Source organism: Streptomyces sp. ISL-96 (assembly GCF_018614035.1).
In the GTDB taxonomy this organism is placed as follows: domain Bacteria; phylum Actinomycetota; class Actinomycetes; order Streptomycetales; family Streptomycetaceae; genus Streptomyces.
In genome coordinates this window covers 350,160-375,042 of sequence record NZ_JAGGPA010000020.1, presented here as the reverse complement: position 1 = coordinate 375,042, position 24,883 = coordinate 350,160, and the positions used below count along the sequence as shown (strand labels likewise).

Genomic DNA, 24,883 nt, shown 5'->3' with positions numbered 1-24,883 from the left:
TCAGCGCGGTTCAGGTGTCGGTGCTCTGCGTCCTGCGCGGTTTCCAGCCCGGCTTGGGGATCGAATCGATGAGGCGCCGCGTGTACGCGTCCTGTGGGTGGTCGAGTACGGCCGCGATCGGGCCGTACTCGACGACCTTCCCGGCCCGCATCACCAGGACTTCCTCACTGACGTGCCGGACCGCGCCGAGGTCGTGCGTGATGAACAGCAGTGTTGTCCCCGTGTTTGTTCGGACATGCGCGAGCAGGCTCAGGATCTGTGCCTGGATCGACACGTCCAGCGCCGCGATCGCCTCGTCCAGGATGAGCACCCGCGGTTCGGCGGCCAAGGCACGGGCGATGGCGACGCGTTGGCGTTGTCCGCCGGACAGGGCCTTCGGCAGGGACCTCGCTTGCCGGGCGTCCAGCCCGACCATGTCGAACAGTTCCGAGACCCGGGCGTGGAGCGCGTCCTTCGGCAGCGGCCGGTGCAGCATGACCGCCTCCGCGACGGCGTCGTACACCCGCTGTCGCCGGTCGAGTGAGGAGTAGGGATCCTGGAAGACCATCTGGATCTGTCCGCTGCGGACTCGTCGCTCATTCGGCCGCACTCGTCCGGGCCGGCGCCCGCTTCCCGCGACGGCGATCTGCCCTGCGCTGGGAGTTTCGAGCCCGGCGATCATCCGCGCGGTGGTCGTCTTGCCGGATCCCGACTCGCCGACGACTGCCAGTGATCCCTGCTCGGGGAGCGAGAACGTCACGTCGTCGACAGCGACGAAGTCACCGAAGACCTTGCGCAGGTTCGTCACCTCAAGCATGCCTGCCGACCTCCTCGGGCGAGAGTGTGTGGGGGAAGTGGCAGGCCGCTGTGCTGTCGCCGGCGGATCGCGGCTGGGGCCGGTCACTGACGCACAGGTCCTGGACGCTGGGACATCGGTTACCGAAGGCGCACCCGTGGGGTGCCTCGAAGCCGGACAGTGGCCTGCCGGCGATGGCCCGTAGCTCGGTGTGGGTGTCGCCGACGGCCGGGCGGGACGCGAGCAGGGCGCGCGTGTACGGGTGCGCGGCGTGGTGGCGGAGCGAGGTGGCCGGAAGTTCCTCGACGGTCGTACCCGCGTACATCACCATGACCCGGTCGCACACGGCGGCGGCCAGTTCCAGGTCGTGGGTGATGAACAGCATGGCGAGACCGCGGGCTTCACGTGCCTCGCCGATGATGGCCATCACCTCCTCCTGGGTGGTCACGTCGAGCGCGGTGGTCGGCTCGTCGGCGAGCAGCAGCCGCGGTTCGGCGGCCAGCGCGGCGGCGATCATGACCCGTTGCAGCAGGCCGCCGGACAGCTCGTGGGGACGCTGCCGCATGCGCCGGCCGGCATCGCTGATGCCGACTTCCCGCAGGATTCCCGTGACCTTGGCGACGGCCTCGGCAGCGGGGACGCCGCGTGCGGCGGTCAGTCCCTCCACCAGGAAGTCGCCGACGCTGCGGGCCGGATTGATGTGGGCCCGCGGATCCTGGAACACCATGGCGACGTCGGTGGCGCGGAATTCTCGCAACCGTTCCCGGGTCATGTCCGGCACGGATTCGCCTGCGAAGAGCAGATCCCCATGCAGGCGGGCCCCGTTCGGCAGCAGGCGCAGAACGGAACGGGCCGTCAGCGACTTGCCCGATCCGGACTCACCCACCAGGGCGACGGCGAGGCCTTCGTCGATGCTCACATCCGCTCGGTGGACGACGGTCCGCATGGTTCCGTCCAGGGGCAGGTCGAGCCTCAGCGCGTTGATCTGGAGCAGCGGTGATGATGTCATGCGTCTTCTCCGAGCAGGCGTCGGGACAGCCCCGTCCCCAGCAGGTTGAACGCGACCACCACCACCAGGATGACGAGGCCGGCGTACAGCGACTGCTGTGGTTGGCCGGCGAGGATCGAGGGGGCCCCGTTGGACACCATCAGTCCCCACTCGGGGTCCGGCGGCTGGCTGCCGAGCCCGAGGAACGAGATCGCGGCCACGTCGAGAAGGGCGTACCCGAAACCGATGGTGGCCTGGACGAGGACGAAGGGCAGCAGGTTCGGCAGCAGATGCCGGAGCCAGATGCGGTGTGTGGGAGCCCCGAGGAGTTGGAGCGCCGAGACGTACGGCAGATTGCGTTCCTTGATCGCGGCCGATCGCACAACGCGCGTGATCAGTGGCAGGTAGGCGATCGAGAGGGCCACGATCGGAGCGGTCAGGCCCGCCCCGAAGACAGCGGCTGCGAGAACCGCCATGATCAGGCCGGGGAAGCCGAAAACGACGTCCAGAGCACCGGAGACGAACCGGTCGGTCCTGCCCCCGGCCCAGGCCGCGGTCAGCGCCAGCACGGTGCCGAGGGTGGTGGAGATGAGGATCACCACGGCCGGTGCCGCCAGGCTGGAGCGGGTACCGGCGATGAGCCTGGACAGGATGTCGCGTCCGGTGTCGTCAGTGCCCAGGAGGTGGACCGTGGAGGCTCCGGCGTTGACGTTGAGCGGGGCGACGGCGTTCGGGTCGTGCGGGACGATCAGCGGACCCAGCGCGGCCAGCACGAGGAACACAGCGACAACGCCCCCGGCGCCGAGGGTCGTGTAGTCGCGTGGGGGTGCGATTCGGGCCTCGGTACGGGGCGTACGACCAGGACGGCGTACCGGGCCGCGGCTGAAAAGGGTGGTGGTCATCGGGTCCCCTTCTGCGCGGTTCGGGGATCGAGTGCGGCGCTGACCAGGTCGACGACGGTGTTGATGACGACGAACACGACCACGAAGATCAGCGACACGGCCTGGACCACGGCCATGTCCTGCTTGGACGCCGCCTCGATCATGAGCGCTCCCAGCCCGCCGGTTCCGAACGCCTGCTCAGCGACGGCGGCGGTGGCGATGAGGCCCGCGATGCCGACGCCGGACACGGCGAAGACGGGGCCGGAGGCGTTGTGCAGCACGTGCCGTCTGATGACGGCCGGCTCCGGTACGCCGCGACTGCGGGCGGTCTCCACGTGCTCCGAGCGCATCTCCGCGCGTACGGCGGTCCGGGTTACTTGCGCGACGTAACCCGTCCAGGTCACCGCCAGGGCGAGGGCCGGCAACGTCAGGTGCGAGAGGGTGCCGGTGAAGCCCTCGCCGGACCCGTACACCGGGAACCACGGCAGCTGGACGGCGAACACCCAGATGAGCAGGACCGACATGATGAACGTCGGCACCGCCATCGCGCCGGCCGTGAGCGTCGTGGCCAGCGTCTCGGTCCGGCCGCCGCGCAGCGCGGCGATCGTGCCGATGAGCGTTCCGGCGAGAAGGACCAGGACGGAGGCGTAGGTGACCAGCGCGAGGGTGTCGCCCGCACGGGCGCCTATCAGGCTGGCGACGGTATCGCGGTAGACCAGGGATTTCCCGAAGTCACCGTGGAGGCAGCCACTGAGCCAGTGCCAATAGCCCTCCAGGAACGGATCGTCCAAGTGGTATTCGCGGTGGATCCGCTCCAGGACCTCGGGGTCGGGGTTCCGGCTGCCGCCGACGAGCAGCGTGGCGGGGTCGCCGGGAGTCAGGAACAGGGCGCCGTAGATGGCCAGGCTGGAGGCGAGGACGGTCACCACGAGGGTGGCCAGCCTGGCGGCGACGAACCGGAGCGTCATCTCGGACCACTCCCCGTACCGCTGTCGGGCAGGACGGTGAGGCGCAGGCGCGAGGGATGGGCGGATCCGGTCCGCAGCTTCTGGACGCTCGCCTTGGGAGCGGTCGTCAGCCACGGGTTCTCGTCCGAACCGGAGTTGGGCAGGTGGTTGGGGAAGTCGCTGCTCGCCACGGTCAGCGCGAGACGGTGGCCCGGGCGCACCCGGTAACCGGTGTGTCCGAGCGCGATCTCCATCTCGCCCGGCGTGTCCGCCTGTGCGCAGCCGCGTACGATCAGCCGGGCCGTGCCGTCCGGTGCCAGGTCGAGGAGCCTGACGAATACGTCGAAGGTGGGCGCCGTGCTTTCGACGTGCAGCACCGCGTGTACGGGCCCGGCCAGGTCGAGGGGGGCGTCGGAGGCCGGTCCCGTGAAGACGAGGACGTCGTCCCGGTCCGCCGTACGGCGCTCGTCCGGATGGTCGCGCAACACCATGAAGGTGTCCGCCGTGGCGGACGGCACCAGGTCGTCCGGGTCGTACCGCCATTCCACGGACTCGGCGTCAGGTGCCGGAGCGGCGGCGAGCCGGCCGCCGGGCACCGGTCCGGTCGCGGCTCGCGGTTCCCCCAGGTACAGGTCGGTTCCGTTCGCCTGCGGCGGGGGCCAGGCCGTCGACGTACGCCAGCCGACGTGTCCGAGCTTCCACCGCACTCGCGGGAGCGATTCGGGCCGCGCCTCGCCCTTGAGGAAGACGTCGAAGAACTCCAGTGCGGGACCGGTGTACGCGTCGAGCATGCCGTCGAGAGCGGCCTCGCTGACCAGGTGGTCGGTCTCCGGGGACACCGGCGCGTTCTCCAGGAAGTAGTTCTCGTGGTCGGTCGTGTCGGCGATCAGGTACTGCACCGCCGCCCAGCCGGGGCGTCGGGCCAGTTCGGTGTAGTCGCGCATGTGGGCGATGCCGAGGTTGTCGAACCAGCCCACACAGTGCAGGACGGGGACCGGGCGTGCGTCGTAGGGATGCGGTCCGTTGTACGGGCGCAGGGGGATGCCGCCGACGACAAGGTCGAAGCCCGCCGAGCGCTTCCCGATGACCGCGAAGGCCTCCTCGTACGCCGTGATCAGCGGGCGCTTGGTGAGGTCCGCCTCGAACTCGTAGCTGTCGTTGTCGATCCAGACGTGCGCCTGGTAGTCGGCGCCCTCCAGCCACAGGGGCTGCCGGCCGGACCCGGCGTCGTAACTGGCCACACCAGGCCCGTTGTTGGTGCTCGTCACCCGGGGGACGATGGCGCGCAGGGCGGGGTGCTGGCCGGCGACCGCCGACCACTGGGTGAAGCCGTAGTACGAGTCGCCGAACATGCCCACGAGCCCGTTGGACCACGGCTGGTGCGTGAGCCACTCGATGGTGTCGTACCCGTCGTCCACCTCGCCGGTCCAGCCCAGCGTCTCGCCCTGCGAGCGGAACTTGCCGCGGACGTCCTGGACCACCATGACGTAACCGTGCGCCGTGAACCGCTGCGCGACCTTCTCGAAGAAGACGTATCGGCTGTTCTTGTCGTACGGCACTCGGACCAGCACGGTCGGAGCGGGTTCGGGGCCGGCGCCGTAGACGTCGGTGGCCAGCAGCACTCCGTCCCGCATTCGCACCATGTGCTGCTGCGCGTGCGGGGGGACGGGCTGAGCAGTGACACGCTCAACGGCAAGGCTCATGGGCTCTCCATGCGGAAGAAACACTGAGAAAACAATGTGATATAACAGCGTTGTATCTTAATGACCGCAGCGTCAACCCCCTCTGAGCTAGGTTGCCCCCATGCCGATCGACGTCGACGAAGTCCAGCGCCGCAAGGAAATCGCCCGGGCCACCCTCGCGGTCGCCGCCCGCGACGGAGCGCGCGCGATCACCATCCGCGCCGTGGCCAAGGAACTGGGCGGCTCCACCGCGATGGTGACCAACTACGTGCCCACACGGACAGCCCTGATCACCAACGCCGTCCGTGCCGCCGAGTCTCGCTGGCGCACCGACCTGGAAGCCCGCCTGGACGACCTGGTAGGCAGAGAACGCCTGCGAACCACGGTGGAGTGGTACCTCAGCACCGAACCCGACGACCTGCTGCTGCGCACGCTGTGGGTCGAGATGCTCTCGTCGGCGCACACCGACCCGAACGGCGTCGACCACCGCGAACCGCGTGAATCACGCCAGGAGTTCGTCGACGCGGCCATCGCGGCGGGAGTATCCGACGCGGAGCTGGCCGCCGACATCCTCTTCCTGCTGACCCGCGGCTACTTCATCTCCACCGTGGAGGACCCGGCCTACTGGACGGCCGAGCGGGCGGGCCGGGTCGCCCGGGCCGTGGTCGACGCGCTCGTCGAGGACTGACCGAGCCTGCCGGAGGGGGATCAGGCGTAGCGGGGTCAGGCGTAGTGGCGGTAGACCGCCTGGGCCACGCAGGCGGGCTTGTCGCTGCCCTCGACCTCCATGGTGAAAGTCAGCCGCATCTGTACGCCGTTGCCCTTGACCTCTTCCACGGAGCCGACCGCACCGTGCAGGCGCACCTTCGCGCCGACCGGCACGGGGCTGGGAAAACGGACCTTGTCCAGGCCGTAGTTGACGCTCATGGAGATACCGGTGATGTCCAGCAGCTCGTTGAAGAGCGGGATGATCAGGGCGAGGGTCAGGTAGCCGTGGGCGATGGGTCCGCCGAAGGGGCCCTCCTTGGCCCTCTGCGGGTCCGTGTGGATCCACTGGTGGTCATCGGTGGCATCGGCGAAGGTGTTCACCCGGTTCTGGGTGATCTCCCGCCAGTCGGTGCGGCCGAGGTCGGCTCCGCTGAGGGCCTTGAGTTCGTCGAGGCCGTGGGCTGTTGCGGGCATGGGGTTCCTCATTCTGGGTGCGTAGGGTGGCCGGCGTAGGTCTCGCGCACGGCCGGTTTGATGATCTTTCCGGAGGCCGTACGGGGGAGATCGCCGGCGAAGACGACGGACTTCGGGATCTTGTACTTCGCCAGCCTGCCCCGCAGGTGGCCGAGGATGGAGTCCTCGTCGGCGTCGGCGTCGGCTTCGGGCCTGAGCACCACGACGGCGCGGCCGACTTCGCCCCAGACCTCGTCCGCTACCGCGATGACCGCGCACTCGCCGACCGCGGGGTGGCTCAGGATCGCGTCCTCGACCTCGGCCGGATAGACGTTCTCTCCTCCCGAGACGAACATGTCCTTGACCCGGTCGACGATGTAGGCGTACCCGTCGCCGTCCGTCCGGGCCACGTCGCCGGTGCGCAGCCAGCCGCCGTCCGCGAAGGCGGCCGCGGTGTCTTCCGGCCGGCCCCAGTAGCCCGACATGACGTTCGGGCCGCTGACGAGGATTTCGCCGCTCTGCCCGGGGGCGGCCTCGCGACCGTCCGGCAGAAGGATGCGGGTGTCCGTGAAGAAGTGCGGTACGCCCGCGGAGCCGGCCTTGGCCGAGGTCTGCTCCCTGTCCAGGTAGAGGACCCCGGGGGAGGCCTCGGTCATGCCGTACCCCTGACTGAACGCCAGGCCGCGGGCGAGGTACGCGGCGATGGTGCGGGCGGGGACCGGTGCGCCGCCGCAGTTGAGCGTACGCAGGCTGGCCAGGTCGGTGGCCGCCCACCGCGGCCGGGCGGCCAGGGCGTCGTACATGGTGGGAACGCCGAACATGTACGTCACGCGCTCGGACTCGACGAGCTCCAGGACGCGGTCGGGGTCGAACGCGGGGAGCAGCAGCACGCGGCCGCCTTTGAGGAGGGTGGGCAGGCACGTCATGTTGAGACCGGCGGTGTGGAACAGCGGGGCGGCGACCAGGGTGACCTCGTCACCGGCCAGATCGGTGTCCACGAGGACGTTGACGCTGTTCCAGACGATGTTGGCGTGGGAGAGGACCGCCCCCTTGGGCCGGCCCGTGGTCCCGGAGGTGTACATGATCATGCAGTGGTCGTCCGGGGCGACGGTCTGGTCCAGCGGCTCCGTTCCCCCGCCGGCGAGCAGTTCGTCGTAACCGATGACACCGGCCCCGGCGCCGTCGAGGGCTATGCGGTGGCGTACTTCGGCCTCTGCGGCGGCCGCACCGGCGGCCTCGGCCTGCTCGGGTGCGTGGATGAGGACCGTACTGCCCGAGTCGGAGAGGTTGTAGGCCAGTTCCGGAGCGGCCAGGCGGATGTTGAGGGGGACGAAGACCGCTCCGAGGGCACCGACCGCGAACAGCGTTTCGAGGAAGGCCGGGTGGTTGGGGCCCAGGTACGCGACCCGGTCGCCGCGGCGCGTTCCCAGTGCGCGCAGAGCGTGGGCCAGGCGCAGTACTCGCTGGTGGAGTTCTCGGTAGGTCCACGTACGGTCCTCGTGAACGACGGCGATCCGGTCCGGGGTCTTACGGGCCCTGCGGGCCGGCCAGGAACCGATGCCTTGGTTCAACACGGCGACTCCTTCAGTCCTTGAGCAGGCCGAGCAGACGGGCGGCGTTGTCCTTGAGGATCTTCGGCCGGACCTCGGGCTTGATGTCGAGCTTCTCGAAGTCGGCGAGCCACCGGTCGGGGGTGATGACGGGGTAGTCGGAGCCGAAGAGGACCTTGTCCTTGAGCAGGGTGTTGGCGTACCGCACCAGCTGCGGCGGGAAATACTTCGGCGACCAGCCGGACAGGTCGATGTAGATGTGCGGCTTGTGGGTGGCCACCGCCAGTGCCTCGTCCTGCCAGGGGAACGACGGATGGGCCAGGATGATCCGCAACTGCGGGAAGTCCACGGCGACGTCGTCGACCAGCATGGGATTGGAGTACTTCAGCCGGATCCCGCCGCCACCGGGGACGCCCGCGCCGATGCCGGTCTGACCGGTGTGGAACAGCGCGGGTACGCCCAGTTCCTCGATGGCCTCGTAAAAGGGGTACGCGAGCGGATCGTTGGGGGAGAAGGCCTGGATGCTGGGGTGGAACTTGAAGCCGCGTACCCCGTACTCCGCCACCAGGCGGCGGGCCTCGCGCACTGCGGCCCGGCCCTTGTGGGGGTCGATACTGGCGAACGGGATGAGCACGTCGGGATGGGCGGCGCAGCTCTCGGCGATCTCCTCGTTGGCGATCCTCGGGTGCCCGGTGGCGTGCTCGGCGTCCACGGTGAACACCACGGCGGCCATGCGGCGTTCGCGGTAGTAGGAGGCCATCTCGTCGATGGTCGGCTGCCGGTGCGCGTGGGACTTGAAGTACTCCGCGGAGGCGCCGAACAGCTCGGGGCTCAGTGAGCCGCGGCCGTCCTTGGAGACCTCCGCATGGGTGTGCATGTCGATGGCGGTCAGTTCGTCGAGGTCGAGCGCGAGGTCGCTCATCTCAGGCCTCCGGTGCCGCGGGGGCCGGGATGCCGTACGTCTCGGGCTCTGCGCCGACGCCGCCGTGCCACTCCTGCGCAATCGCGCCGGCGCTCCAGCCACCGTCGGCGAAGGCGACCGTCTTCTCCTTGGGGTGCGCCCACAGGGCCAGCCGGTCACCGCCGATGCCGATCGCCTGCCCGGTGACGTCCTTGGAGGAGTCCGAGGCCAGGAAGGTGATGAGCCCGGCGACGTCTTCGACCGTGCCCATGCCCTCGTCCTTGCGCAGCCAGGCCGGCAGCGGGTCGCCGGTGCGCTCGGATTCCGCGAGGACCTGCGCGAAGGCCGGAATGGTCTTGGTCATCTCGGTGGCCGCGACCGGAACGACGGCGTTGACGGTGATGCCGGCCCTGGCCAGCTCCATGGCCCAGGTGCGCGCCATCGCGCCGATGCCGGCCTTGGCGGCGGCGTAGTTGGTCTGCCCGAAGTTGCCTCGCTGCCCGGCCGGCGAGGAGATCAGGATCAGGCGCCCTCCGGTTCCCTGCTCCCGCATCCGGACGGCGGCCGCCCGGGCGCACGTGAAGGTGCCGCGCAGGTGAACGTCGACGACGGCGTCGAAGTCCTCGTCGGTCATCTTCCACAGCACCCGGTCGCGGAGGATGCCCGCGTTGGTGACGAGTACGTCCAGGCGTCCGAACTCGCGCACTGCCGTCTCGACCAGCTGCTCGGCCGCCCGGCTGTCGCCGACCGCGGCCACCACACCGGTGGCCCTGCCGCCGGCGGAGGTGATGGTGGCGACCGCGGCCTCGACCGCGTCGCCGTCGACGTCGTTGACGACGACAGCGGCTCCTGCTGCGGCGAGGGCCCAGGCGTAACCCAGACCGAGCCCGCGTCCGCTGCCGGTGACGACGGCGGCCTTTCCGTGCAGATCCATGTCTCGCGCCTCTCAGTGATTAACAGGAATCCTGATGATTGGGAGTCTGGGCGATTCTCAGGAATCCTGTCAATGGCCTAATCTGAATCCCTGTTGACGTCCAGGCCGGATCTCGTGGAGGCATGACATGGCGGCGGTACCCCCGCAGTCCGTGGCAGGGGAGGGGCGAGCATGAGCCCGTCCCTGCTCTACCTGGTCAAGCGGACCGAGTTGGTGGTGCGCGCACGCCTTGAGGAACTGCTCAAGCCGGCAGGCATCACGGCGCTGCAGTACACGACCCTCACTGTGCTGGAACGAAACGACGGGGTGTCGGCCGCGCAGCTCGCCCGGGACTCCTTCGTCACGGCCCAGACCATGGCCGACATGGTCCGCACGCTGGAGAACCGCGGTCTGATCCGCCGTGAACTCAACCCCTGCAACCGGCGGGAGAGGCTCGTCCTGCTGACCGACGCCGGCCGCCGGCTGCTGGCCGAGTACGCGGAGCCGGCTCGGCGGCTCGAAGAGCACATGGTCCGGGATCTCAGTCCCGAGGAGATCGCCCAGTTCCGCGACACCTTGAACCGTGCGTGGCGGGCGCTGTCCTGACGGCCTTACTTGACCGCGTACATGCGGATGGCGACGACGTCCTCTCCCTCGGGGCGCGCGAGCCCCACGAAGACCGTCTCGGCGAGCCATCGATGCGCGGGCGCGTCCGTACGGAAGACCGGGGAGGTCCGGTAGTAGTGGCCGGCTTCCGTGACCTGGAGGTCTCCGTCGTACTGGTCCGGGCTGTCGGGCCTGGGCCTGTAGAAGCCGCGGTTGACGATGTCGATCACCGCGCCGTCCTCCGCCTGGATCAGATAGCGCGCGTCGAGCTCGCACACCTCGCCCCGCGTGCTGCTCCAGTCGCCGCCGCCCGCCAGCACCTTTCCGCGTAGCAGGGGACCTTCCACGGCGCCTCCGACGATGGGTGTGAACTCGGTGTTCTCGCCGTCGCCGTGGCCGATGTGGAGCGTCTCGGTGATGTGGGCTCGAATCTCGAAGGCGAACGCGAGAGCGGGAGTGAAGGGCACGGTGGGACTCCGTTCGGTGGGTGTGACGCGTGGGGCTCGCCGGGAGGGGGCGAAGGCGGGCCTGGAGGTCGGCGCGCGTAACGGGGGCGGCTGCTCAGGTCGGCCGTCCTGCCGTAGGGGGGCATGGATGCTGCCCGGACGTCGCCGCGGTGGGCGCTGAAAGTGCGCGGGGCGACGGTACGGACGCAGAAGCTACCTGCCTCCGCGCGGTTGCACCAGCCCCGGACGTGCGGCCTGGCCGGGGACCGGAGAAAACACGCCAGGGTCTTGACTCGTTCGCCCGACGGGTGGAAGCGTGTCATGCAACAGTGTTATATGACGTTCGTTTATTACGTCGGCAAGGAGCATCAGCCATGGCTGCCCAAAGACCGGTGTTGACGGTGCTCATAAGCGTGGCCCTGCTGGCCACAGCGTCCTGCACGTCCGCAACCAGCGGAGGCACCGGCACACCCCGGGAAATCCGGCTCACCACCACTACCCCGCCCGGCAGCGGAGTCGTCGATCGCGTCACCTGGGCGCTGCCCTACGGGGAGCCGACGACCCTGGACCCGGCGAAGGTGGGCGACTACTCGCCCCAGACCGTCGGATCGAACCTCTGCGACACGCTGACGCGGATGAACGCGGACTTCTCCCTGAGTCCCGGCCTGGCCCGCAAGGCGACATGGACCGACGCGCGCACCCTGGTGCTCGATCTCCGGTCCGACGTCACGTTCTGGGACGGCTCCCGCATGACACCCCAGGACGTGGTCTACAGCCTGGAACGGCAGACCGACCCGAAGACGCAGGCGCTGTACGGGAACTACCTTTCCGCGGTGACGTCGATCAAGGCCACGGGTCCGAACCAGGTGACACTGCGCACCAAGGCGTACGACCAGACCCTCCCCAAGGCGCTCTCCACCTCCTTCGGCGCGGTCAGCCAGCAGGCGTACACCCGGAAGGCCGGCGCCGCCTACGGCGCCGCCAAGGGCGGACTCATGTGCACCGGGCCGTTCGAACTGGCCTCGTGGAAGTCCGGCGACAGCATCACCCTCGAACGCAACGACGGCTACTGGGACCCCCGGCTCAAGCCGAAGGCCGGCCGGGTCGACTTCAAGTTCATCACCAACAGCAACACACTCACCAGCGCACTGCTCTCCGGCGAGGTGGACGGTACGTACGAACTGCCGCCCACCAGTGCCACCGCGCTCGCCCGGGCGAAGAACGGTGCGACCTACCTCGGTCCCTCCACGCAGAACGTCCTTCTGATTCCCGGCAGCGCCAAGTCCCCCGCGGCGGACCGTCGGCTCCTGGACGCACTGTCACACACCCTGGACCGCGACGCGCTGATCAAGAACGTGTTCGGTGGCGACGCCACGACCCTGAAGTCGCTTGTCCCGCCGCTCACTTGGAGTGGCGATCCGGCCGCCGACCGGTTCGACGCCGCCTACGAAGCGCTGCCGGCTGTGCCGAAGCCGGACCTGGAACGCGCAAAGAAGCTGATGGACAAGGTGGGTCCGGTGGCACGGCCCTTGGTGGCCGCGATCCCGGCGGGTGACCAGAAGGGACTGCAGACCCTGACCTTCATCCAGGCCGCCGCCAAGAAACTGGGCGTCGACATCCGGATACGGCAGCTTCAGCCCACCGAGATGTCCTCGCTCTTCTACGACCCCTCGATCCGGCAGGGCATCGACCTGATACTCACCTTCGGGTACGTCGCCATGCCGGACCCGTCGTCCTACGTGGCGGAGATGGTCACCCCTCGGGGACTCTTCAACTGGACGAACTACAACAACGCCGACGTGACCCGGCTGCTCGGGAAGGCACGTACATCCTCGGACGCCGAGGCGTCGGCCAAGGCCTACACCGAGGCCCAGGCCCTCTTCACCTCCACCGTCCCGGTGGTGTATATCGCCAGTACTCACGAGCGCATGTTCATGAACAAGCGCATCAGCGGCGTGCCCACCTCCTTCGCCTACATGGGCATGCCGTGGGCCGCCTACATAGGCGGTACCTCGAAGTGACTCGCTACCTCACATCCCAGGAGACACCGATGACCGACAGCACGGGCGAGAAGCCGCTGTGGGACCGCTCAGCCGCTGAGCTGGCAGCCGGAATCCGCGACAAGGTGTTCTCCGCGACCGAGGTCGCGCAGGCGTTCCTGCGGCGGATCGAGGAAACCAACCCGGCTCTCAACGCGCTCGTGGACATCCGCCCCGAGGAGGCACTTGCCCAGGCCGCGGCGGCGGACAAGACGGTGGCCGCCGGTGAGGCGCTGGAACCCCTGCACGGTGTGCCGGTCGCCACCAAGATCAATACCTCGCAGCGTGGGTACGCCAGCTCGCACGGCATCCCGGCATGGGCCGGAGCCGTCGCCCAGGACGACGCGGCGTGCATCGCGGCACTGCGCCGGGCCGGTGCGAACCTCATGGGCCGCAGCAACAGCCCGGCGTTCGCCGTACGGTGGTTCACCGGCAACGATCTGCACGGTACGACGCTCAACCCGTGGAGCAGCGCACACACCCCGGGCGGGTCGTCCGGCGGCGCCGCAGCCGCTGTCGCGTCCGGGATGGTGCCGATCGCGCAGGGCAATGACATCGGCGGTTCGATCCGGTTCCCGGCCTACTGCTGCGGCGCGGTCGGCCTGCGGCCGACGATGGGCCTCGTCTCCGGATCGGAGCCCGGCGGAGAAGTGGAGTTCGACAGCCCGCTCTCCTTCCAGACCATGGCGGTGCACGGACCGCTGGGCTGGACGGTCGACGACGTCCGGCTGGCGTTGAACGCCATGGTCACACCCGATCTGCGCGATCCGGTCGGCCTTCCGATGCGCCCGCCGCTCGGTGAGTCACGCCGCCCGGTGAAGGTCGCGGTCGTACGCGATGTCGGGCTGGCCAAGTCCCACGCCGCCGTGGAGGCGGCCCTGGACGATGCCGCGGGATGGCTCGGCGAAGCCGGCTACGAGGTGGAGGAGGTCGAACTGCCGCTGCTGGGCGAGGCGGCCCGGCTGTGGTCGCTGCTGCTCTACGAGGAGCTGCGCACGATGATGCCGGAGATCGAGCAGTTCGGTGACGACACGGTCCGGATCTCGCTCGCCGCCTCGTTTGCCGCCGCCGCCGAGACATGGGGCGAGCGGCCGACGCTGGACGCCTACATCAAGGGTTACGCGCGGCGCGGCACACTCATCACCCGGCTTCAGCAGTACCTGGGAGACGAGCGGATCCTGCTGACACCCGTGTCGGCCGAGCCACCGTTCGAACAGGACGCGGACCTGGCCGGCGACGGCCGCGTACGTGAACTGCTCGCCGCGCAATGGCCCATGCAGGCCGTTCCCGTGCTCGGTTTCCCGGCGATGTCGGTACCGACGGGTATCAGGGACGGCCTTCCGTCCGGCGTGCAGCTGATCGGAGGGCGTTTCCGCGAGAACCTGCTGCTGAAAGCGGCCACTGAGATCGAGGCTCGGACACCGCGAACCCGGCCCTCACTGGCCTGGGCCCACAGCGGCTGAGACGGACTTCGTGCTCACGGCGACGGCGTTGGCGGTGACGATCACGGCGATGGCCAGCCACGACGCCAGGTCGAGGTGCTGGCCGAGGACGAGCATGCCGATCAGGGCGGCGAACACCGGATTGACGCTCATGAAGACGCCGAAGAAGCGGGCGGGGACCCGGCGCAGCGCGAGCAGGTCGGCGAGGAACGGGACCGCGGAGGACAGCACCCCGGCGGCCAGTGCGCACAACAGGGCGCCGGGGGTGGGCCGGTTCAGCAGTATGTAGCAGCCCCAGCAGACGGCCGCGACCAGCGCCAGCGCGATGCCGGGGTAGTCCGTGCTGGGCCGGGGCGCACCCTCGTGGTGGACTGCCGCACCGGCACCACCACCTTGGACCTGTGGCCCGAAGGCGCCCGCCCAGCCGTTGAGTACACCCAGGACATCGACGACTGGCTCGCCTCCATCGCCACCGGCCACTGTGTCGGAGTCACCGCGCAAGCCACCGCCACCCAGTACCGCCGCGACGGCATCGCCTACCGACCCCTGCGCGACGCCGACCCCATCCCCGTCCACCTCATCTGGCGCCGGCACGACCCCCACCCCATCACCCACGCGGCCGTCGCCCTGCTCACCGACCTCTACCGCGCCGGACCCGACCGGGTACGCCCCAACGCGATTTCGGCGTGAGCGTCGCGCGGCCTGGCTCCTGGCCAGGGCGAGGATGCGCTGTCTCTTGGCCGCGCTCACGGTGCGTGTCGATGACGCGAAGGGCTGGGGTGAGCGGCCATGGTGGTTGTATGAACAGTGCCGGCATTCTGGTGGACGCGTTCGGACGGATCCGGGAAGTGGTGCACGAGGCCGTAGAAGGCCTTCCACCCGATGATCTCAACGCGCGACTGGACGAGGGGGCGAATTCCATCGCCTGGCTCGTGTGGCACCTCACGCGGATCCAGGACGACCATGTCGCGGACGTGGCCGGGGTCGAACAGATCTGGATCACCGAGGACTGGGCCGCCCGCTTCGCTCTGCCCTTCGCGAAGGATGCGACCGGCTACGGCCACACCAGCAAGCAGGTAGCGGCCGTGCGGGTGACCTCGGACGAGCTGCTGCTCGGCTATTACGACGCGGTCCACGAGCGCACTGTGAGCTTCATCCGCGACCTGCGCGACAAGGACCTGGACCGGATCGTCGACGAGAGCTGGTCGCCCCCGGTCACGCTGGGTGTCCGGCTCGTCAGTGTCATCGCCGACGACCTCCAGCACGCCGGCCAGGCGGCTTTCGTCCGGGGGTCGCTGGAGCGCCGTTAGCTCAGTCGGTCGGGTCTGCCGCGCGCAGCTGCGCTCGCTCCGCGTTCTTCTCCTTGATACGCACCGCTTCTTTGCGCACCTCGGCCAGGTTGGCGCGCTCCTGCTGCAGCCACTCGGGACCCTCGGACTTCAGCGCCTCGATCTGCTCGGTGGTGAGCGGTTCCGTCACTCCGCCACGCGCGAGACCAGCGATGGAGACGCCCAGCTTCGCCGCGACCACGGGCCGGGGGTGCGGGCCCTTTGCGCGCAGGTCGAGCAGCCACTGGGGCGGATTGGCCTGCAGTGCATTCAATTCGGAGCGCGAAACGACACCCTCCTGGAACTCGGCGGGGGTGGCCTCGAGGTACACACCCAGTTTCTTCGCCGCGGTGGCGGGCTTCATGGTCTGGGTGTTCTGTTGCGACGTCATGTGTCAAGGGTATCGAGCGTGCGTGCCACCTCTGACCATGACGGTAACCTTGCGGGGTGACAGGCTCGGAAGCATCCCCTTTGTTCCGGCTCGCGTACGTGCCGGGAGTGATGCCCACGAAGTGGGTGCGAATCTGGAACGAGCGGCTGCCGGAAGTCCCCCTCACGCTCCTCGGGGTGTCCGCCGCGGAGGCGTTCGACGTACTGCGGGGCCGTGGTGCCGACGCGGGATTCGTGCGGTTGCCGGTCGACCGGACGGACCTCAGCGCGATTCCTCTCTATACCGAGACGACTGTCGTGGTGATCCCGAAGGACCACCACGTGGCGGCGGTCGACGAGGTGTCCACCGAGGATCTTGCCGACGAGATCGTGTTGCACCCCCTCGACGACACCCTCGTCTGGGAGCGTCTGCCGGGACGGCCCGCGAACGAGCGACCGGCCACGACGGCGGACGCCGTCGAGCTGGTGGCGGCAGGGGTGGGCGTACTCGTCGTCCCGCAGTCACTCGCCCGCCTGCACCACCGCAAGGACCTCACCTTCCGGCCGGTGCCGGACGCCCCCCAGTCGCGCGTCGCGCTGTCGTGGCCCGAGGACGCGACCACCGACCTGGTGGAGCAGTTCATCGGGATCGTTCGCGGGCGTACCGTCAACAGCACGCGGGGCCGGCCCCCGGCAGAAGCAGAGCCGAAGCGCAAGAAGTCCCCCGCCGCAGGGGCGCCGGCACAGCGGAAGCCCGCGGCCGGCAAGTCGGGCGGCAAGTCGGCCGGCAAGAGCCCCCGGAGCGGATCCGGCGGCCCGAAAGGCGGCAAGCGCGGCAAACCGCGCCGCCGACCGTAGCTGACGGACCTGCGCAGAACCGCGCCTCCGGGGGCGCTCGGCTGTGAGTCGGCCCATAGGTCCCAGGTCACATACGAAGCGTCCTAGTAGACCCGGCGCGCGCCCCTGCCGTCCTGGGGCGCGCCGGCCGGCCTCTCGCCGTCTCTTTACTACGTAGACGAGCAGTAAAGCCGGCCATTGCCGACATCTCGGTCAGCCGTTAACCATGGAACGAGCCCCGGGGAGCTGATTGCTCCGCCTCGCCGTCGCCGGTCCCCGCGGCTGTCCCTGACACCACCTGAACGGAGACTTTCTATCCGTACGCCCGCTCAGTCCCTGACCCGTGCCGCCCGTACCGCCCGAATCCGTAAGTTCTCGGCTTCCGGAATGTGCGCCGCAGGAGCCGCAGCACTCGCCCTGACCCTCGCCCCGTCCCCGGCGCAGGCCGCCGAGCCGGCCACAGTCTCGGCAGCCGGAGTCTTCGCGCAGGCCGACGTCATCGCAAAGAAGGCCGACAAGGCAGAGAAGGCGGAGAAGGCCCGGAAGGCGCCCTCCTACCCGGACAACCTCGACGGCTGGATCCGCGAGGCCCTGGACATCATGAAGGCCAAGGGCATCCCCGGCACCTACGAGGGCCTGCACCGCAACATCATGCGTGAGTCCGGCGGCGACCCCGACGCAGCCAACGGCTGGGACATCAACGCGCAGAACGGCACACCGTCCAAGGGGCTGCTGCAGGTGATCCAGCCGACCTTCGACGCCTACCACGTCGCGGGCACCCCGAAGGATCTGACCGACCCGGTCGCCAACATCACCGCGGCCGCCAACTACGCCGCCGACAAGTACGGCTCCATCGACAACGTCGACTCCGCCTACTGAGCGACGGCGATTCAGCGCTCCCGCCATGCCCGTTACTTCTACGCCCCCGATCCGCCAGGGGGTTGCGCCGGGCCCTACTCCGGCCCGGGCACGACCGCCGGGGCGTGCTCGGGTGTCAGCAGGTGCGTCAGGTGACGGGCCGACGCGTCCCACGACCAGGACTTCTGAACCCATCTGCGGCCCGCGGCGCCCATCTCGGCGGCGCGGTCGGTGTCGAGCAGTATCCGGGTCAGCGCGTCGGCGACCGCAGCGGTGTCCGTGCCGTCCACGACGTGACCCGTAACGCCGTCCAGCAAGGTGTCCGGAGCGCCGCCGGAGTCTCCGACGACCACCGGGAGTCCGCTCGCCGCGGCCTCCAGGAACACGATGCCGAGCCCCTCCGCCTCCAGCCCCGCCTTCCGGGTGCGGCACGGCATGGCGAAGACGTCCGCGGCGGCGTAGTACCGCGGCGTCTCGGTGTGCGTCTTTCCGCCCAGGAAATGGACCGCGTCGTCGGCATGGCTCAGCGCCAGCTTCCGCAGCCGGGCCTCGTGGGGGCCCAGGCCGACCACCAGCAGCACCGCGTCGGGCACCTGTCGCCGGATCAGGGGCAGGGCCCGGATCAGCTGATCCTGGCCCTTGCGCGGGACCAGACGGGCCACGCAGAGGATCACCCGCTTGCCGTGCAGGTCCAGCTCCGTACGCACGTCGAAGGCCGCAGCGGTGTCCGGCCGGTACGCCCGCGGGTCGACGCCCGGCACCAGGCGGCTCATCCGCGCGCGGGGGCCGAGGGCCGGCTCGATCCGGTCCCGCGTGTACTGGCCGAGATAGGTGACAACGTCGACGCCTGCTCCGATCCGGCGCATCATCCGGCGCGGGCCGGGCGTCCTGGCCCACCAGATCTCATGCCCGTGCGTGGTCGCCACGATGCGGCGTACACCGTTGCGGCGCAGAGCCGGTGCCATCAGAGCGAGCGGCGCCGCAGCCCCGAACCACACCCTGTCGCAGCCGTGGGCCCTGGCGATCTCAACGGCCCGCCTGGTGACCCGCGGGGTCGGCAACAGCATGCCGCTGCTGTCCCGTACGACAGGAAACGGGAGGGTCGCGTCGTACGCGTTGTCGCCCGGCTCGCGCGAGGTGTAGACGACAACGTCGTCGTCCGGCACACGCGTGGCCATCGCGTGTACGAAGGTCTCTATTCCGCCTTGGCGGGGCGGGAAGTCGTTGGTTATGACAAGAGTGGTGGAGCCCATGGAAGTGTCCGGATCCTTCAGCTGGAGGGGATCGGTTCAGCCGTGAAGAGGTAATTGCGGCAGTCGTCAGTGACGTCGGCGACGCGATCCCACATCCCAGGGCGCCAGCGGTACATGTCATAGTCGAGAGCATTCAGCCGGCTCACGAGTTCGGCCGACTTCATGTCGTATTTCGCGAGGTGACGGTCCTCGATCTCCAGCAACAAGGAGGGCCGGTGGCGCAACAGCGTGCTTTCGGCTCCCAACAGCACGGCCGCCTCGGCGCCTTCGACATCGGCTTTGATGAAGTCGACCTGGTTCAGCCCCAGGTGTGTGCACATGCCGTCCACCGTCCGCACGGGAGTGGTCACCGGACGGGAAGTGGGGAATTCGGAGTTGGGGCCGGGGCCGGAGGAGCCCTCGGTCAGGTAGGCGCGGCCGTGGACGGGCAGCATCCGGCGCCGGGGCAGACTCATCGTGCCCTGCTGCGCTCGCTCACCGAGGGCGGTGCGGTGAACGGTGACGTTGTCGCAGCCCAGGGCCGAGGCCGCGGTGCGCAGCCAGCGCGCCGGGCCGTGCAGCGGTTCGACACTGTGCACCGCTCCGGACGGTCCCGTCAGCGCGGACAGGACCCAGGTGTAGAGGCCGTACTCGGCACCGATGTCGAGACAGACGGCGCCCGGCTGCACGAAGGGCCGCAGGCCCGCGACTTCCTCCTCCACGAAGCTCCATCGCGAAGACGCCCAGCGCAGGGTGCTTGCCACGGAGGTGACGCGCAGACCGGCGTGCGTACGGCCGCGGGGCCCGTAACCTAAGCGATCCTTGGGAGGCTTCAGCATGCCACTCATCAAAGGCCTTTCAGCTGTTCACATGATCGGCCTGCAATCGCATCATCCGTTTCTTCCGGGGTAAACCTTCCGCAGAAGGAGATCGGACTGTAAAAGTCACCCCTGAGATGTACTCCTCAAGGGATAGCCGACGCCGTTCTACAGCACGAACCCGTGGGGGAACGGATCACTCGGATCGAGGAGGTAATTCGCGGTCCCGGTGATCCACGCCCGGCCGGAGAACTCCGGCACGACGGCCGGCAGACCGGCCACCTCGGTCGCGGCGAGCAGGCGTCCGGTGAACCGGGTGCCGATGAACGACTCGTTGACGAACTCCGTGTTCAGCGGGAGCTCCCCGCGAGCGTGCAGCTGCGCCATGCGCGCCGATGTTCCGGTGCCGCACGGTGAGCGGTCGAACCAACCGGGGTGAATGGCCATGGCGTTACGGGAATGCCCGGCATGCGAGCCGGGGGCGATGAACTGCACATGCTTGCAACCGCCGATGAGCGGGTCGAGCCGATGCACCGGCCGCCTCTGCTCGTTCACCGCCGCCATGATCGACAGGCCCGCGGCGAGAATCTCGTCCTTACGCGCCCGGTCGAACGGGATCCCGAGCTGCTCCAGTTCCACGATGGCGTAGAAATTCCCGCCGTACGCCATGTCGTAGCGGACGTTACCCAAACCCGGGGCCTCCACGGCCGCGTCCAGCTCGGCGACGAAAGCATCCACATTGCGCAGGGTGACGCGTTCGGCCACCCCGTCGCGGACGGTGACGCGCGCCTCCACCAGCCCGGCGGGAGTGTCGAGGCGTACGACCGTCTCCGGCTCGGTCACCGCGACCATTCCGGTCTCCACCAGCACGGTGGCCACGCCGATGGTGCCGTGTCCGCACATCGGCAGGAATCCGCTCACCTCGATGTAGAGCACGCCCCAGTCGGCGTCCGGCCGGGTCGGCGGCTGGAGGATCGCGCCGCTCATCGCCGCGTGTCCGCGCGGCTCGTCGACCAGATACCGGCGCAGCGGGTCGAGGTGGTCCACGGCGTAGCGGCGGCGCTCGGCCATGGTGTCGCCGGGGACAGGGCCGACGCCGCCCGTGACCACCCGGGTGGGCATGCCTTCGGTGTGGGAGTCGACCGCGCTGATCGTACGGACCGAACGCATCAGGCCGACCGCTTCCCGAGCGCCGCCACGGCGCGGGCCATGTCGGTGCCGATCTGCTCACGCTGTGCCGGGGACAGGGGGCCGCGGGGTGGGCGGCAGGCGCCGCCGAACCGGCCGACGTGCTCCATGCCGAGCTTGATGGCCTGTACGAATTCGGTACGGGAGTCCCAGCGGAAGGCGGGGACCAGTGGCTCGTAGAGCGCGCGGGCCTCCTCCAGCTTGCCGGTGGTGGCCAGCTCGAACAGCAGGGCCGACTCGGCGGGAAACACGTTCGGGAAGCCGGCGAACCAGCCGGTGGCTCCCATCAGCAGGCTCTCCAGGACGACGTCGTCGGCGCCGCTGATGACCTGAAGGCCGGGCGCCCGTTCCTTGATCTCCAGCACGCGTCGCACGTCGCCGGAGAACTCCTTCACCGCGACGATGTTGTCGATCTGCGCGATCTCGGCGAGCAGGCCGGGGGTCAGGTCGACCTTGGTGTCGACGGGGTTGTTGTAGACCATCACCGGAAGGCCGACGGACGCGACCGCTTCGTAGTGCGCCAGGACCTCGTCCCGGTTGGCGCGGTACATCGTCGGCGGCAGGCACAGCAGTCCGTCGGCCCCGTCCTCGGCCGCGATCTCGGCCCAGTGCCTGGCCTGGTGCGCGCCGGCGCCGTGCACTCCCACGACGACCGTGCCGGAGCCGTCCACCGCCTCGATCGCGGTACGGGCCACCGCCCGCCGCTCCTCGTCCGTCAGGGACGAGTACTCGCCCAGCGAGCCGTTCGGGCCGACCCCGTGACAGCCGTTGTCCACCAGCCACTTGCAGTGTTCGGCGTAACGGTCGTAGTCCACTGCGAGCCCGGCCGGCGCCGACGCGCTCTCGTAATAGGGGAGGGCTGTGGCCACGATTACGCCGCCGAGACCGCCACGGCCACTGAACTGCTGCGTGGTGTCGCTCACGAATCGTTCTCCTTCGTCGGGTCGGGGGGCGCGGCCAGTTCGCCGAGCCGAATGGGCTGGGCGATCGGCCGACGGTGCGGGCAGGCGGCCGGCATCCCCGCCACGGGGCCGGGGCCGGCGGCGGGCGAGCTGCCCAGCCGCGCGCTGAGTTCGGCGACCGTGGGGCCGCAGACGCGGGCCTGGCACGGGCCGAGGCCGGCCCTGGTTTCCAGCTTGGCGACGCGCGGCGCGGCGCCTGCCGGATTGCTGAGTGCTTTGCGGAGCGTGGCGTAGTCCGTCTCCTCGCAGCGGCAGATCACCGTGTCCGGCCGCAGCCACCCGGACCAGGCCGCGCCGACGGGGTGCGCCCGGGCCAGCCGCTCGGCGAAGGTCCGGCCCTGGTCCCTGCTCCGGCGCAGGCGGCCGAGGGCCGGGGCCGCCGGGTCGCCGCCGCCGGCGATCCACCCGGCGACGGCACCTTCCGCGCGCGCGGCCGGGGCGCCGGCGATGCCGGTGATCTCGCCGACGGCATACGTCTCGGGGCGGCTGGTGCGCTGATCGTCGTCGACCGCCACGAATTCGCCGCCGTACGACGTGTGCAGCGCGCAGCCCGCGGCCAGCGGCAACTCCAGCTGCGGGCTGAAGCCGTGACTGACGCACAGCGCGTCCACGGCCGTAGTCCGCTCGCTGCCCGCCAGCACCGACCAGTCCGGCCGCAGCCGCGCGGTGACGACCTCTTCCACCCTGCCCTCGCCGCGGGCCTCGATGACGGCGCGCCCGGTCCGGTACGGCACCCGATGCCGGATCAGGCCCGCCGAATATCCGAAGAGTTCGCGGGCCTTCCCCGCCGCCTGCGCGGCCAAGTCCCAGGGACGGTGTGACCAGCCTCGCGCCACCGTGGCCGCCCCGTTGGCCTCGAATACCTCCAGTACCCGCGAGCCGGCTTCCAGCAGCGAGGCGGCCACCGGAAGCAGGAACGGCCCGGTGCCGGCGACCACCACGCGGTCGCCGACCACCACCCGTTCCCCCTTGGCCAAAGCCTGTGCCGCGCCGGCCGTGAACACGCCGGGCAACTCCCAGCCGGGAAAGGGCAGCACCCGGTCGTGAGCACCGACGGCGAGCACCAGCGCGTCGGGATCGAGCACGTGACGCGGTCGGTCGCTGCCGTCGGCCTCTCCGCGCAGTACGTGCACCCGCGGCGGACCGGGTTCACCCGGAGCCGGACGCTCCAACGCCCACACCGCGGTCTCCGGCCACCACGTACAGCGCGGATGGGTGAGCACCCGCCGGCGTTGGCGGTCGAAGGCGCCCCAGCTGTGTTGCAGCCGCTCCGGGTGGGCGGCGGCGTAGGCAGCGGGCAGCATCCGGTGGTACTGGCCGCCGGGCTGCTCCGCCGTGTCGATCAGCGTCACACGTGCGCCCGCGCCGAGCGCCGCGCCGGCCGCCGCGAGGCCGGCGGGACCTGCGCCGATCACGACGACATGACGGCGCGTCACTGCTCCTCCTCGACCCGGGACTGTGTGGTCACGACGTCGCCGTCGCGGGCCCGGCGGCGGCAGGCGCGCACGTCGCGCTCAGTGCCCACGGTCACCAGGCAGTCGAAGCAGACGCCGATGCCGCAGAACACGCCGCGAGCGGCGCCGGAAGGGCCGCGGCGCCAGGCCAGGCGGCCGGCGCCGAGCAGCACGCCGGCGAGGCTCTGGCCGGCGATACCGTCAAGGGGCTCGCCGTCGACGGTGATCCGCAGCGGCCGGTCGCGCCGTCCGGCGGCGTCGCTCTCCACGGGGACACGTCGCGGGCTCATACCGTCTCCTCATCTCCGGTGCGCGCGGCGGCGCCGAGCACGGCCGGACGGTCCACCCGGAACGCCGTCGCGTCGATCTCCGTCGGCTGATTGAGCATCAGGTCGCGCAACAGCACCGCCGTGCCGAGCGACAGACCGATCCCGGCGCCCTCGTGACCGCCGGCGTGCCACAGGCCCGGTAGCCGGGGGTCGCAGCCGATGACCGGCAGGTGGTCGGGGACGTACGGGCGGAAGCCGCCGTACGTACGCATCACCGGTACGCCGGCCAGGCCGGGGAACAGCCGCAGCGCCTTGGCGGCGATCGCCGAGAGCACCTCGGGGCGCAGCCGGTCGTCGAAGCCGGCCCGACGGCGTGAGGAACCCAGCAGTACGCTGCCGGCGCGGGTGGACTCCACCACCGCCGAGATCTGCACATCCTCCCCGCTGCTGCCGACCGCGCCGACGTAGTCGGCGTCGTAGACCTTGTGGAACACCATGGGCGGCAGCGGAGTCGTTACGAGGATGTCGCCGCGCCGGGGCCGGACGTCGACCGGCGCGCCGAGGCGGGCGGCCAGCTCGCCGGCCCAAGGGCCCGCGGCGTTGACGAACAGGTCCGCCTCGACGAGGCCGGCCGAGGTGCGTACGGCGGTGAGCCGGCCCCCGCGTGTCACGGCCCCGAGCGCCTCGCACCCGGTCCGCAGCGCCGCGCCGGCCGCGAGTGCGTCCGTGAGCAGGGCCACGGCAGCGCCGGCGGGCTGTACTTGGGCGTCGTAGGGATAGTGCAGGGCCGCGGTGTGGTCGCGGGTGACATGGGGCTCGGCCTCGGCGAGCGCGTCCGGGCCGAGGACATCCGCCCGTACGCCGGTCTCGCGCTGGGCGCCGGCGAAGCGGGCGAGCTCACGGGCGCCGGCGTCGGTGGTCGCGACGACGATGCCTCCCTTGGGCTCCCACTCCGCCGCCGCCACCGCCGCGGCCCCCTGGGCGGACCGCTCGGCGATCGCGCCGAGCACTTCGGGCCAGAGCCTCCGGGACAGCTGGGCCAGCAGCAGCTCCGGGCCGGGGCCCTTGTCGGAGACGAGGACGTTGCCCTCGCCGTGCGAGGTGGTTGCCGCGGCGGGGCCGGCGCGGTCGACGACGGTGACGCGGCAGCCGGCGAGGGCCAGTTCGCGAGCGCAGGCCGCACCGACGATCCCGGCGCCCAGCACCGCCACGCGCATTGCACCCATCGCCCCCCCGT

25 protein-coding genes and 2 pseudogenes are annotated in these 24,883 nt (G+C 70.1%); 8 read left to right on the top strand and 19 right to left on the bottom strand.

What is annotated here, in order from left to right:
* Window positions 1-10 precede the first annotated feature (10 nt).
* Genes J7E96_RS14830 through J7E96_RS14810 form a run of 5 tightly spaced genes read right to left on the bottom strand, consistent with a single transcriptional unit; the run spans window position 11 to window position 5,294 of the window.
* Window positions 11-796 (bottom strand): ABC transporter ATP-binding protein, encoded by a 786-nt coding sequence (locus J7E96_RS14830; RefSeq protein WP_215131301.1) that lies wholly within the window; start codon window positions 794-796, stop codon window positions 11-13.
* On the bottom strand, window positions 789-1,784 hold the full coding sequence (locus J7E96_RS14825) for an ABC transporter ATP-binding protein (protein ID WP_215131299.1): 996 nt from the start codon (window positions 1,782-1,784) through the stop codon (window positions 789-791). The genes J7E96_RS14830 and J7E96_RS14825 overlap by 8 nt, the downstream gene beginning before the upstream one ends.
* Window positions 1,781-2,665, bottom strand: coding sequence for an ABC transporter permease (locus tag J7E96_RS14820; RefSeq protein ID WP_215131297.1), 885 nt, complete (start codon window positions 2,663-2,665; stop codon window positions 1,781-1,783). The genes J7E96_RS14825 and J7E96_RS14820 overlap by 4 nt, the downstream gene beginning before the upstream one ends.
* Window positions 2,662-3,612, bottom strand: a complete 951-nt coding sequence (locus J7E96_RS14815; RefSeq protein ID WP_215131295.1) for an ABC transporter permease — start codon at window positions 3,610-3,612, stop codon at window positions 2,662-2,664. The genes J7E96_RS14820 and J7E96_RS14815 overlap by 4 nt, the downstream gene beginning before the upstream one ends.
* Complete coding sequence (locus tag J7E96_RS14810) at window positions 3,609-5,294, bottom strand: CocE/NonD family hydrolase (protein ID WP_215131293.1); 1,686 nt, start codon at window positions 5,292-5,294, stop codon at window positions 3,609-3,611. The genes J7E96_RS14815 and J7E96_RS14810 overlap by 4 nt, the downstream gene beginning before the upstream one ends.
* 100 nt (window positions 5,295-5,394) lie before the next feature.
* Here J7E96_RS14810 and J7E96_RS14805 point away from each other — a divergent pair, with 100 nt between their 5' ends.
* A complete protein-coding gene (locus J7E96_RS14805; protein ID WP_215131291.1) occupies window positions 5,395-5,961 on the top strand; it encodes a TetR/AcrR family transcriptional regulator in 567 nt (188 codons plus the stop codon).
* 35 nt (window positions 5,962-5,996) lie between these two features.
* Here the strand turns inward: J7E96_RS14805 and J7E96_RS14800 are convergent, their stop codons facing one another.
* From J7E96_RS14800 to J7E96_RS14785, 4 genes are read right to left on the bottom strand one after another with little or no spacing between them, the layout of a single operon-like run.
* Complete coding sequence (locus tag J7E96_RS14800) at window positions 5,997-6,455, bottom strand: MaoC family dehydratase (RefSeq protein WP_215131289.1); 459 nt, start codon at window positions 6,453-6,455, stop codon at window positions 5,997-5,999.
* 8 nt (window positions 6,456-6,463) lie between these two features.
* Window positions 6,464-8,008: a long-chain fatty acid--CoA ligase gene (locus J7E96_RS14795; protein WP_215131287.1), complete on the bottom strand. Its 1,545-nt coding sequence runs from the start codon at window positions 8,006-8,008 to the stop codon at window positions 6,464-6,466.
* A 10-nt stretch (window positions 8,009-8,018) separates the two neighbouring features.
* Entirely contained in the window at window positions 8,019-8,906 is an 888-nt protein-coding gene (locus J7E96_RS14790; RefSeq protein WP_215131285.1) for an amidohydrolase family protein, read from the bottom strand.
* Between the two features lies 1 nt (window position 8,907).
* Complete coding sequence (locus J7E96_RS14785) at window positions 8,908-9,819, bottom strand: SDR family NAD(P)-dependent oxidoreductase (protein WP_215131283.1); 912 nt, start codon at window positions 9,817-9,819, stop codon at window positions 8,908-8,910.
* 171 nt (window positions 9,820-9,990) lie between these two features.
* Between J7E96_RS14785 and J7E96_RS14780 the strand changes: the two genes are divergently transcribed.
* Entirely contained in the window at window positions 9,991-10,404 is a 414-nt protein-coding gene (locus J7E96_RS14780) for a MarR family winged helix-turn-helix transcriptional regulator (RefSeq protein WP_215131281.1), read from the top strand.
* A 5-nt stretch (window positions 10,405-10,409) separates the two neighbouring features.
* Here the strand turns inward: J7E96_RS14780 and J7E96_RS14775 are convergent, their stop codons facing one another.
* Window positions 10,410-10,871, bottom strand: coding sequence for a DUF3237 domain-containing protein (locus tag J7E96_RS14775; RefSeq protein WP_215131279.1), 462 nt, complete (start codon window positions 10,869-10,871; stop codon window positions 10,410-10,412).
* A gap of 353 nt (window positions 10,872-11,224) precedes the next feature.
* Here J7E96_RS14775 and J7E96_RS14770 point away from each other — a divergent pair, with 353 nt between their 5' ends.
* Together J7E96_RS14770 and J7E96_RS14765 are read left to right on the top strand one after the other, a co-directional pair.
* A complete protein-coding gene (locus J7E96_RS14770) occupies window positions 11,225-12,871 on the top strand; it encodes an ABC transporter substrate-binding protein (protein WP_215131277.1) in 1,647 nt (548 codons plus the stop codon).
* A gap of 29 nt (window positions 12,872-12,900) precedes the next feature.
* Window positions 12,901-14,352: an amidase gene (locus J7E96_RS14765; RefSeq protein WP_215131275.1), complete on the top strand. Its 1,452-nt coding sequence runs from the start codon at window positions 12,901-12,903 to the stop codon at window positions 14,350-14,352.
* Here J7E96_RS14765 and J7E96_RS14760 read toward each other — a convergent pair.
* Window positions 14,326-14,715: pseudogene (locus J7E96_RS14760) on the bottom strand (EamA family transporter); the annotation flags it as partial. The gene J7E96_RS14765 and the pseudogene J7E96_RS14760 overlap by 27 nt on opposite strands.
* Here J7E96_RS14760 and J7E96_RS14755 point away from each other — a divergent pair.
* Both J7E96_RS14755 and J7E96_RS14750 read left to right on the top strand, forming a co-directional pair.
* Window positions 14,599-15,021: pseudogene (locus tag J7E96_RS14755) on the top strand (LysR family transcriptional regulator); the annotation flags it as partial. The pseudogenes J7E96_RS14760 and J7E96_RS14755 sit on opposite strands and share 117 nt — an antisense overlap.
* Before the next feature lie 110 nt (window positions 15,022-15,131).
* Window positions 15,132-15,641, top strand: coding sequence for a DinB family protein (locus J7E96_RS14750; protein WP_215131273.1), 510 nt, complete (start codon window positions 15,132-15,134; stop codon window positions 15,639-15,641).
* Window position 15,642: 1 nt separating this feature from the next.
* On the opposite strand, the gene J7E96_RS14745 is transcribed toward J7E96_RS14750, so the two are convergent.
* Complete coding sequence (locus J7E96_RS14745) at window positions 15,643-16,050, bottom strand: DUF5997 family protein (RefSeq protein WP_215131271.1); 408 nt, start codon at window positions 16,048-16,050, stop codon at window positions 15,643-15,645.
* A 56-nt stretch (window positions 16,051-16,106) separates the two neighbouring features.
* Between J7E96_RS14745 and J7E96_RS14740 the strand changes: the two genes are divergently transcribed.
* Window positions 16,107-16,886, top strand: a complete 780-nt coding sequence (locus J7E96_RS14740; RefSeq protein WP_215131269.1) for a LysR substrate-binding domain-containing protein — start codon at window positions 16,107-16,109, stop codon at window positions 16,884-16,886.
* 366 nt (window positions 16,887-17,252) lie between these two features.
* Window positions 17,253-17,744, top strand: coding sequence for a transglycosylase SLT domain-containing protein (locus tag J7E96_RS14735; protein ID WP_215131267.1), 492 nt, complete (start codon window positions 17,253-17,255; stop codon window positions 17,742-17,744).
* 74 nt (window positions 17,745-17,818) lie between these two features.
* Here J7E96_RS14735 and J7E96_RS14730 read toward each other — a convergent pair whose 3' ends face one another.
* The 7 genes from J7E96_RS14730 to J7E96_RS14700 form a co-directional block, all read right to left on the bottom strand.
* Window positions 17,819-18,976 carry a glycosyltransferase family 4 protein gene (locus J7E96_RS14730; RefSeq protein ID WP_215131264.1) on the bottom strand — a complete coding sequence of 386 codons (1,158 nt, stop codon included), beginning with the start codon at window positions 18,974-18,976 and terminating at the stop codon, window positions 17,819-17,821.
* Between the two features lie 17 nt (window positions 18,977-18,993).
* Window positions 18,994-19,794, bottom strand: coding sequence for an FkbM family methyltransferase (locus J7E96_RS14725; protein ID WP_251069865.1), 801 nt, complete (start codon window positions 19,792-19,794; stop codon window positions 18,994-18,996).
* Window positions 19,795-19,941: 147 nt separating this feature from the next.
* Window positions 19,942-20,943 (bottom strand): proline racemase family protein, encoded by a 1,002-nt coding sequence (locus J7E96_RS14720; protein WP_215131262.1) that lies wholly within the window; start codon window positions 20,941-20,943, stop codon window positions 19,942-19,944.
* Window positions 20,943-21,884, bottom strand: a complete 942-nt coding sequence (locus J7E96_RS14715) for a dihydrodipicolinate synthase family protein (protein ID WP_215131260.1) — start codon at window positions 21,882-21,884, stop codon at window positions 20,943-20,945. The genes J7E96_RS14720 and J7E96_RS14715 overlap by 1 nt, the downstream gene beginning before the upstream one ends.
* Window positions 21,881-23,359, bottom strand: a complete 1,479-nt coding sequence (locus J7E96_RS14710) for an FAD-dependent oxidoreductase (RefSeq protein ID WP_308295961.1) — start codon at window positions 23,357-23,359, stop codon at window positions 21,881-21,883. The genes J7E96_RS14715 and J7E96_RS14710 overlap by 4 nt, the downstream gene beginning before the upstream one ends.
* Complete coding sequence (locus J7E96_RS14705) at window positions 23,356-23,667, bottom strand: (2Fe-2S)-binding protein (RefSeq protein WP_215131258.1); 312 nt, start codon at window positions 23,665-23,667, stop codon at window positions 23,356-23,358. Before J7E96_RS14705 ends, J7E96_RS14710 begins: the two co-directional genes overlap by 4 nt.
* The gene (locus tag J7E96_RS14700) at window positions 23,664-24,872 is read right to left on the bottom strand and encodes an FAD-binding oxidoreductase (protein WP_215131256.1); all 1,209 of its coding nucleotides are present in this window, start codon (window positions 24,870-24,872) and stop codon (window positions 23,664-23,666) included. The genes J7E96_RS14705 and J7E96_RS14700 overlap by 4 nt, the downstream gene beginning before the upstream one ends.
* Window positions 24,873-24,883: the final 11 nt, after the last annotated feature.

Excerpts from the sequence above, each read along its gene's own strand:
- J7E96_RS14830 (WP_215131301.1), bottom strand. The coding sequence starts at position 796 with ATGCTTGAGGTGACGAACCTGCGCAAGGTCTTCGGTGACTTCGTCGCT.
- J7E96_RS14825 (WP_215131299.1), bottom strand. The coding sequence starts at position 1,784 with ATGACATCATCACCGCTGCTCCAGATCAACGCGCTGAGGCTCGACCTG.
- J7E96_RS14820 (WP_215131297.1), bottom strand. The coding sequence starts at position 2,665 with ATGACCACCACCCTTTTCAGCCGCGGCCCGGTACGCCGTCCTGGTCGT.
- J7E96_RS14815 (WP_215131295.1), bottom strand. The coding sequence starts at position 3,612 with ATGACGCTCCGGTTCGTCGCCGCCAGGCTGGCCACCCTCGTGGTGACC.
- J7E96_RS14810 (WP_215131293.1), bottom strand. The coding sequence starts at position 5,294 with ATGAGCCTTGCCGTTGAGCGTGTCACTGCTCAGCCCGTCCCCCCGCAC.
- J7E96_RS14805 (WP_215131291.1), top strand. The coding sequence starts at position 5,395 with ATGCCGATCGACGTCGACGAAGTCCAGCGCCGCAAGGAAATCGCCCGG.
- J7E96_RS14800 (WP_215131289.1), bottom strand. The coding sequence starts at position 6,455 with ATGCCCGCAACAGCCCACGGCCTCGACGAACTCAAGGCCCTCAGCGGA.
- J7E96_RS14790 (WP_215131285.1), bottom strand. The coding sequence starts at position 8,906 with ATGAGCGACCTCGCGCTCGACCTCGACGAACTGACCGCCATCGACATG.
- J7E96_RS14785 (WP_215131283.1), bottom strand. The coding sequence starts at position 9,819 with ATGGATCTGCACGGAAAGGCCGCCGTCGTCACCGGCAGCGGACGCGGG.
- J7E96_RS14780 (WP_215131281.1), top strand. The coding sequence starts at position 9,991 with ATGAGCCCGTCCCTGCTCTACCTGGTCAAGCGGACCGAGTTGGTGGTG.
- J7E96_RS14770 (WP_215131277.1), top strand. The coding sequence starts at position 11,225 with ATGGCTGCCCAAAGACCGGTGTTGACGGTGCTCATAAGCGTGGCCCTG.
- J7E96_RS14765 (WP_215131275.1), top strand. The coding sequence starts at position 12,901 with ATGACCGACAGCACGGGCGAGAAGCCGCTGTGGGACCGCTCAGCCGCT.
- J7E96_RS14750 (WP_215131273.1), top strand. The coding sequence starts at position 15,132 with ATGAACAGTGCCGGCATTCTGGTGGACGCGTTCGGACGGATCCGGGAA.
- J7E96_RS14745 (WP_215131271.1), bottom strand. The coding sequence starts at position 16,050 with ATGACGTCGCAACAGAACACCCAGACCATGAAGCCCGCCACCGCGGCG.
- J7E96_RS14735 (WP_215131267.1), top strand. The coding sequence starts at position 17,253 with ATGTGCGCCGCAGGAGCCGCAGCACTCGCCCTGACCCTCGCCCCGTCC.
- J7E96_RS14730 (WP_215131264.1), bottom strand. The coding sequence starts at position 18,976 with ATGGGCTCCACCACTCTTGTCATAACCAACGACTTCCCGCCCCGCCAA.
- J7E96_RS14725 (WP_251069865.1), bottom strand. The coding sequence starts at position 19,794 with ATGCTGAAGCCTCCCAAGGATCGCTTAGGTTACGGGCCCCGCGGCCGT.
- J7E96_RS14720 (WP_215131262.1), bottom strand. The coding sequence starts at position 20,943 with ATGCGTTCGGTCCGTACGATCAGCGCGGTCGACTCCCACACCGAAGGC.
- J7E96_RS14705 (WP_215131258.1), bottom strand. The coding sequence starts at position 23,667 with ATGAGCCCGCGACGTGTCCCCGTGGAGAGCGACGCCGCCGGACGGCGC.
- J7E96_RS14700 (WP_215131256.1), bottom strand. The coding sequence starts at position 24,872 with ATGGGTGCAATGCGCGTGGCGGTGCTGGGCGCCGGGATCGTCGGTGCG.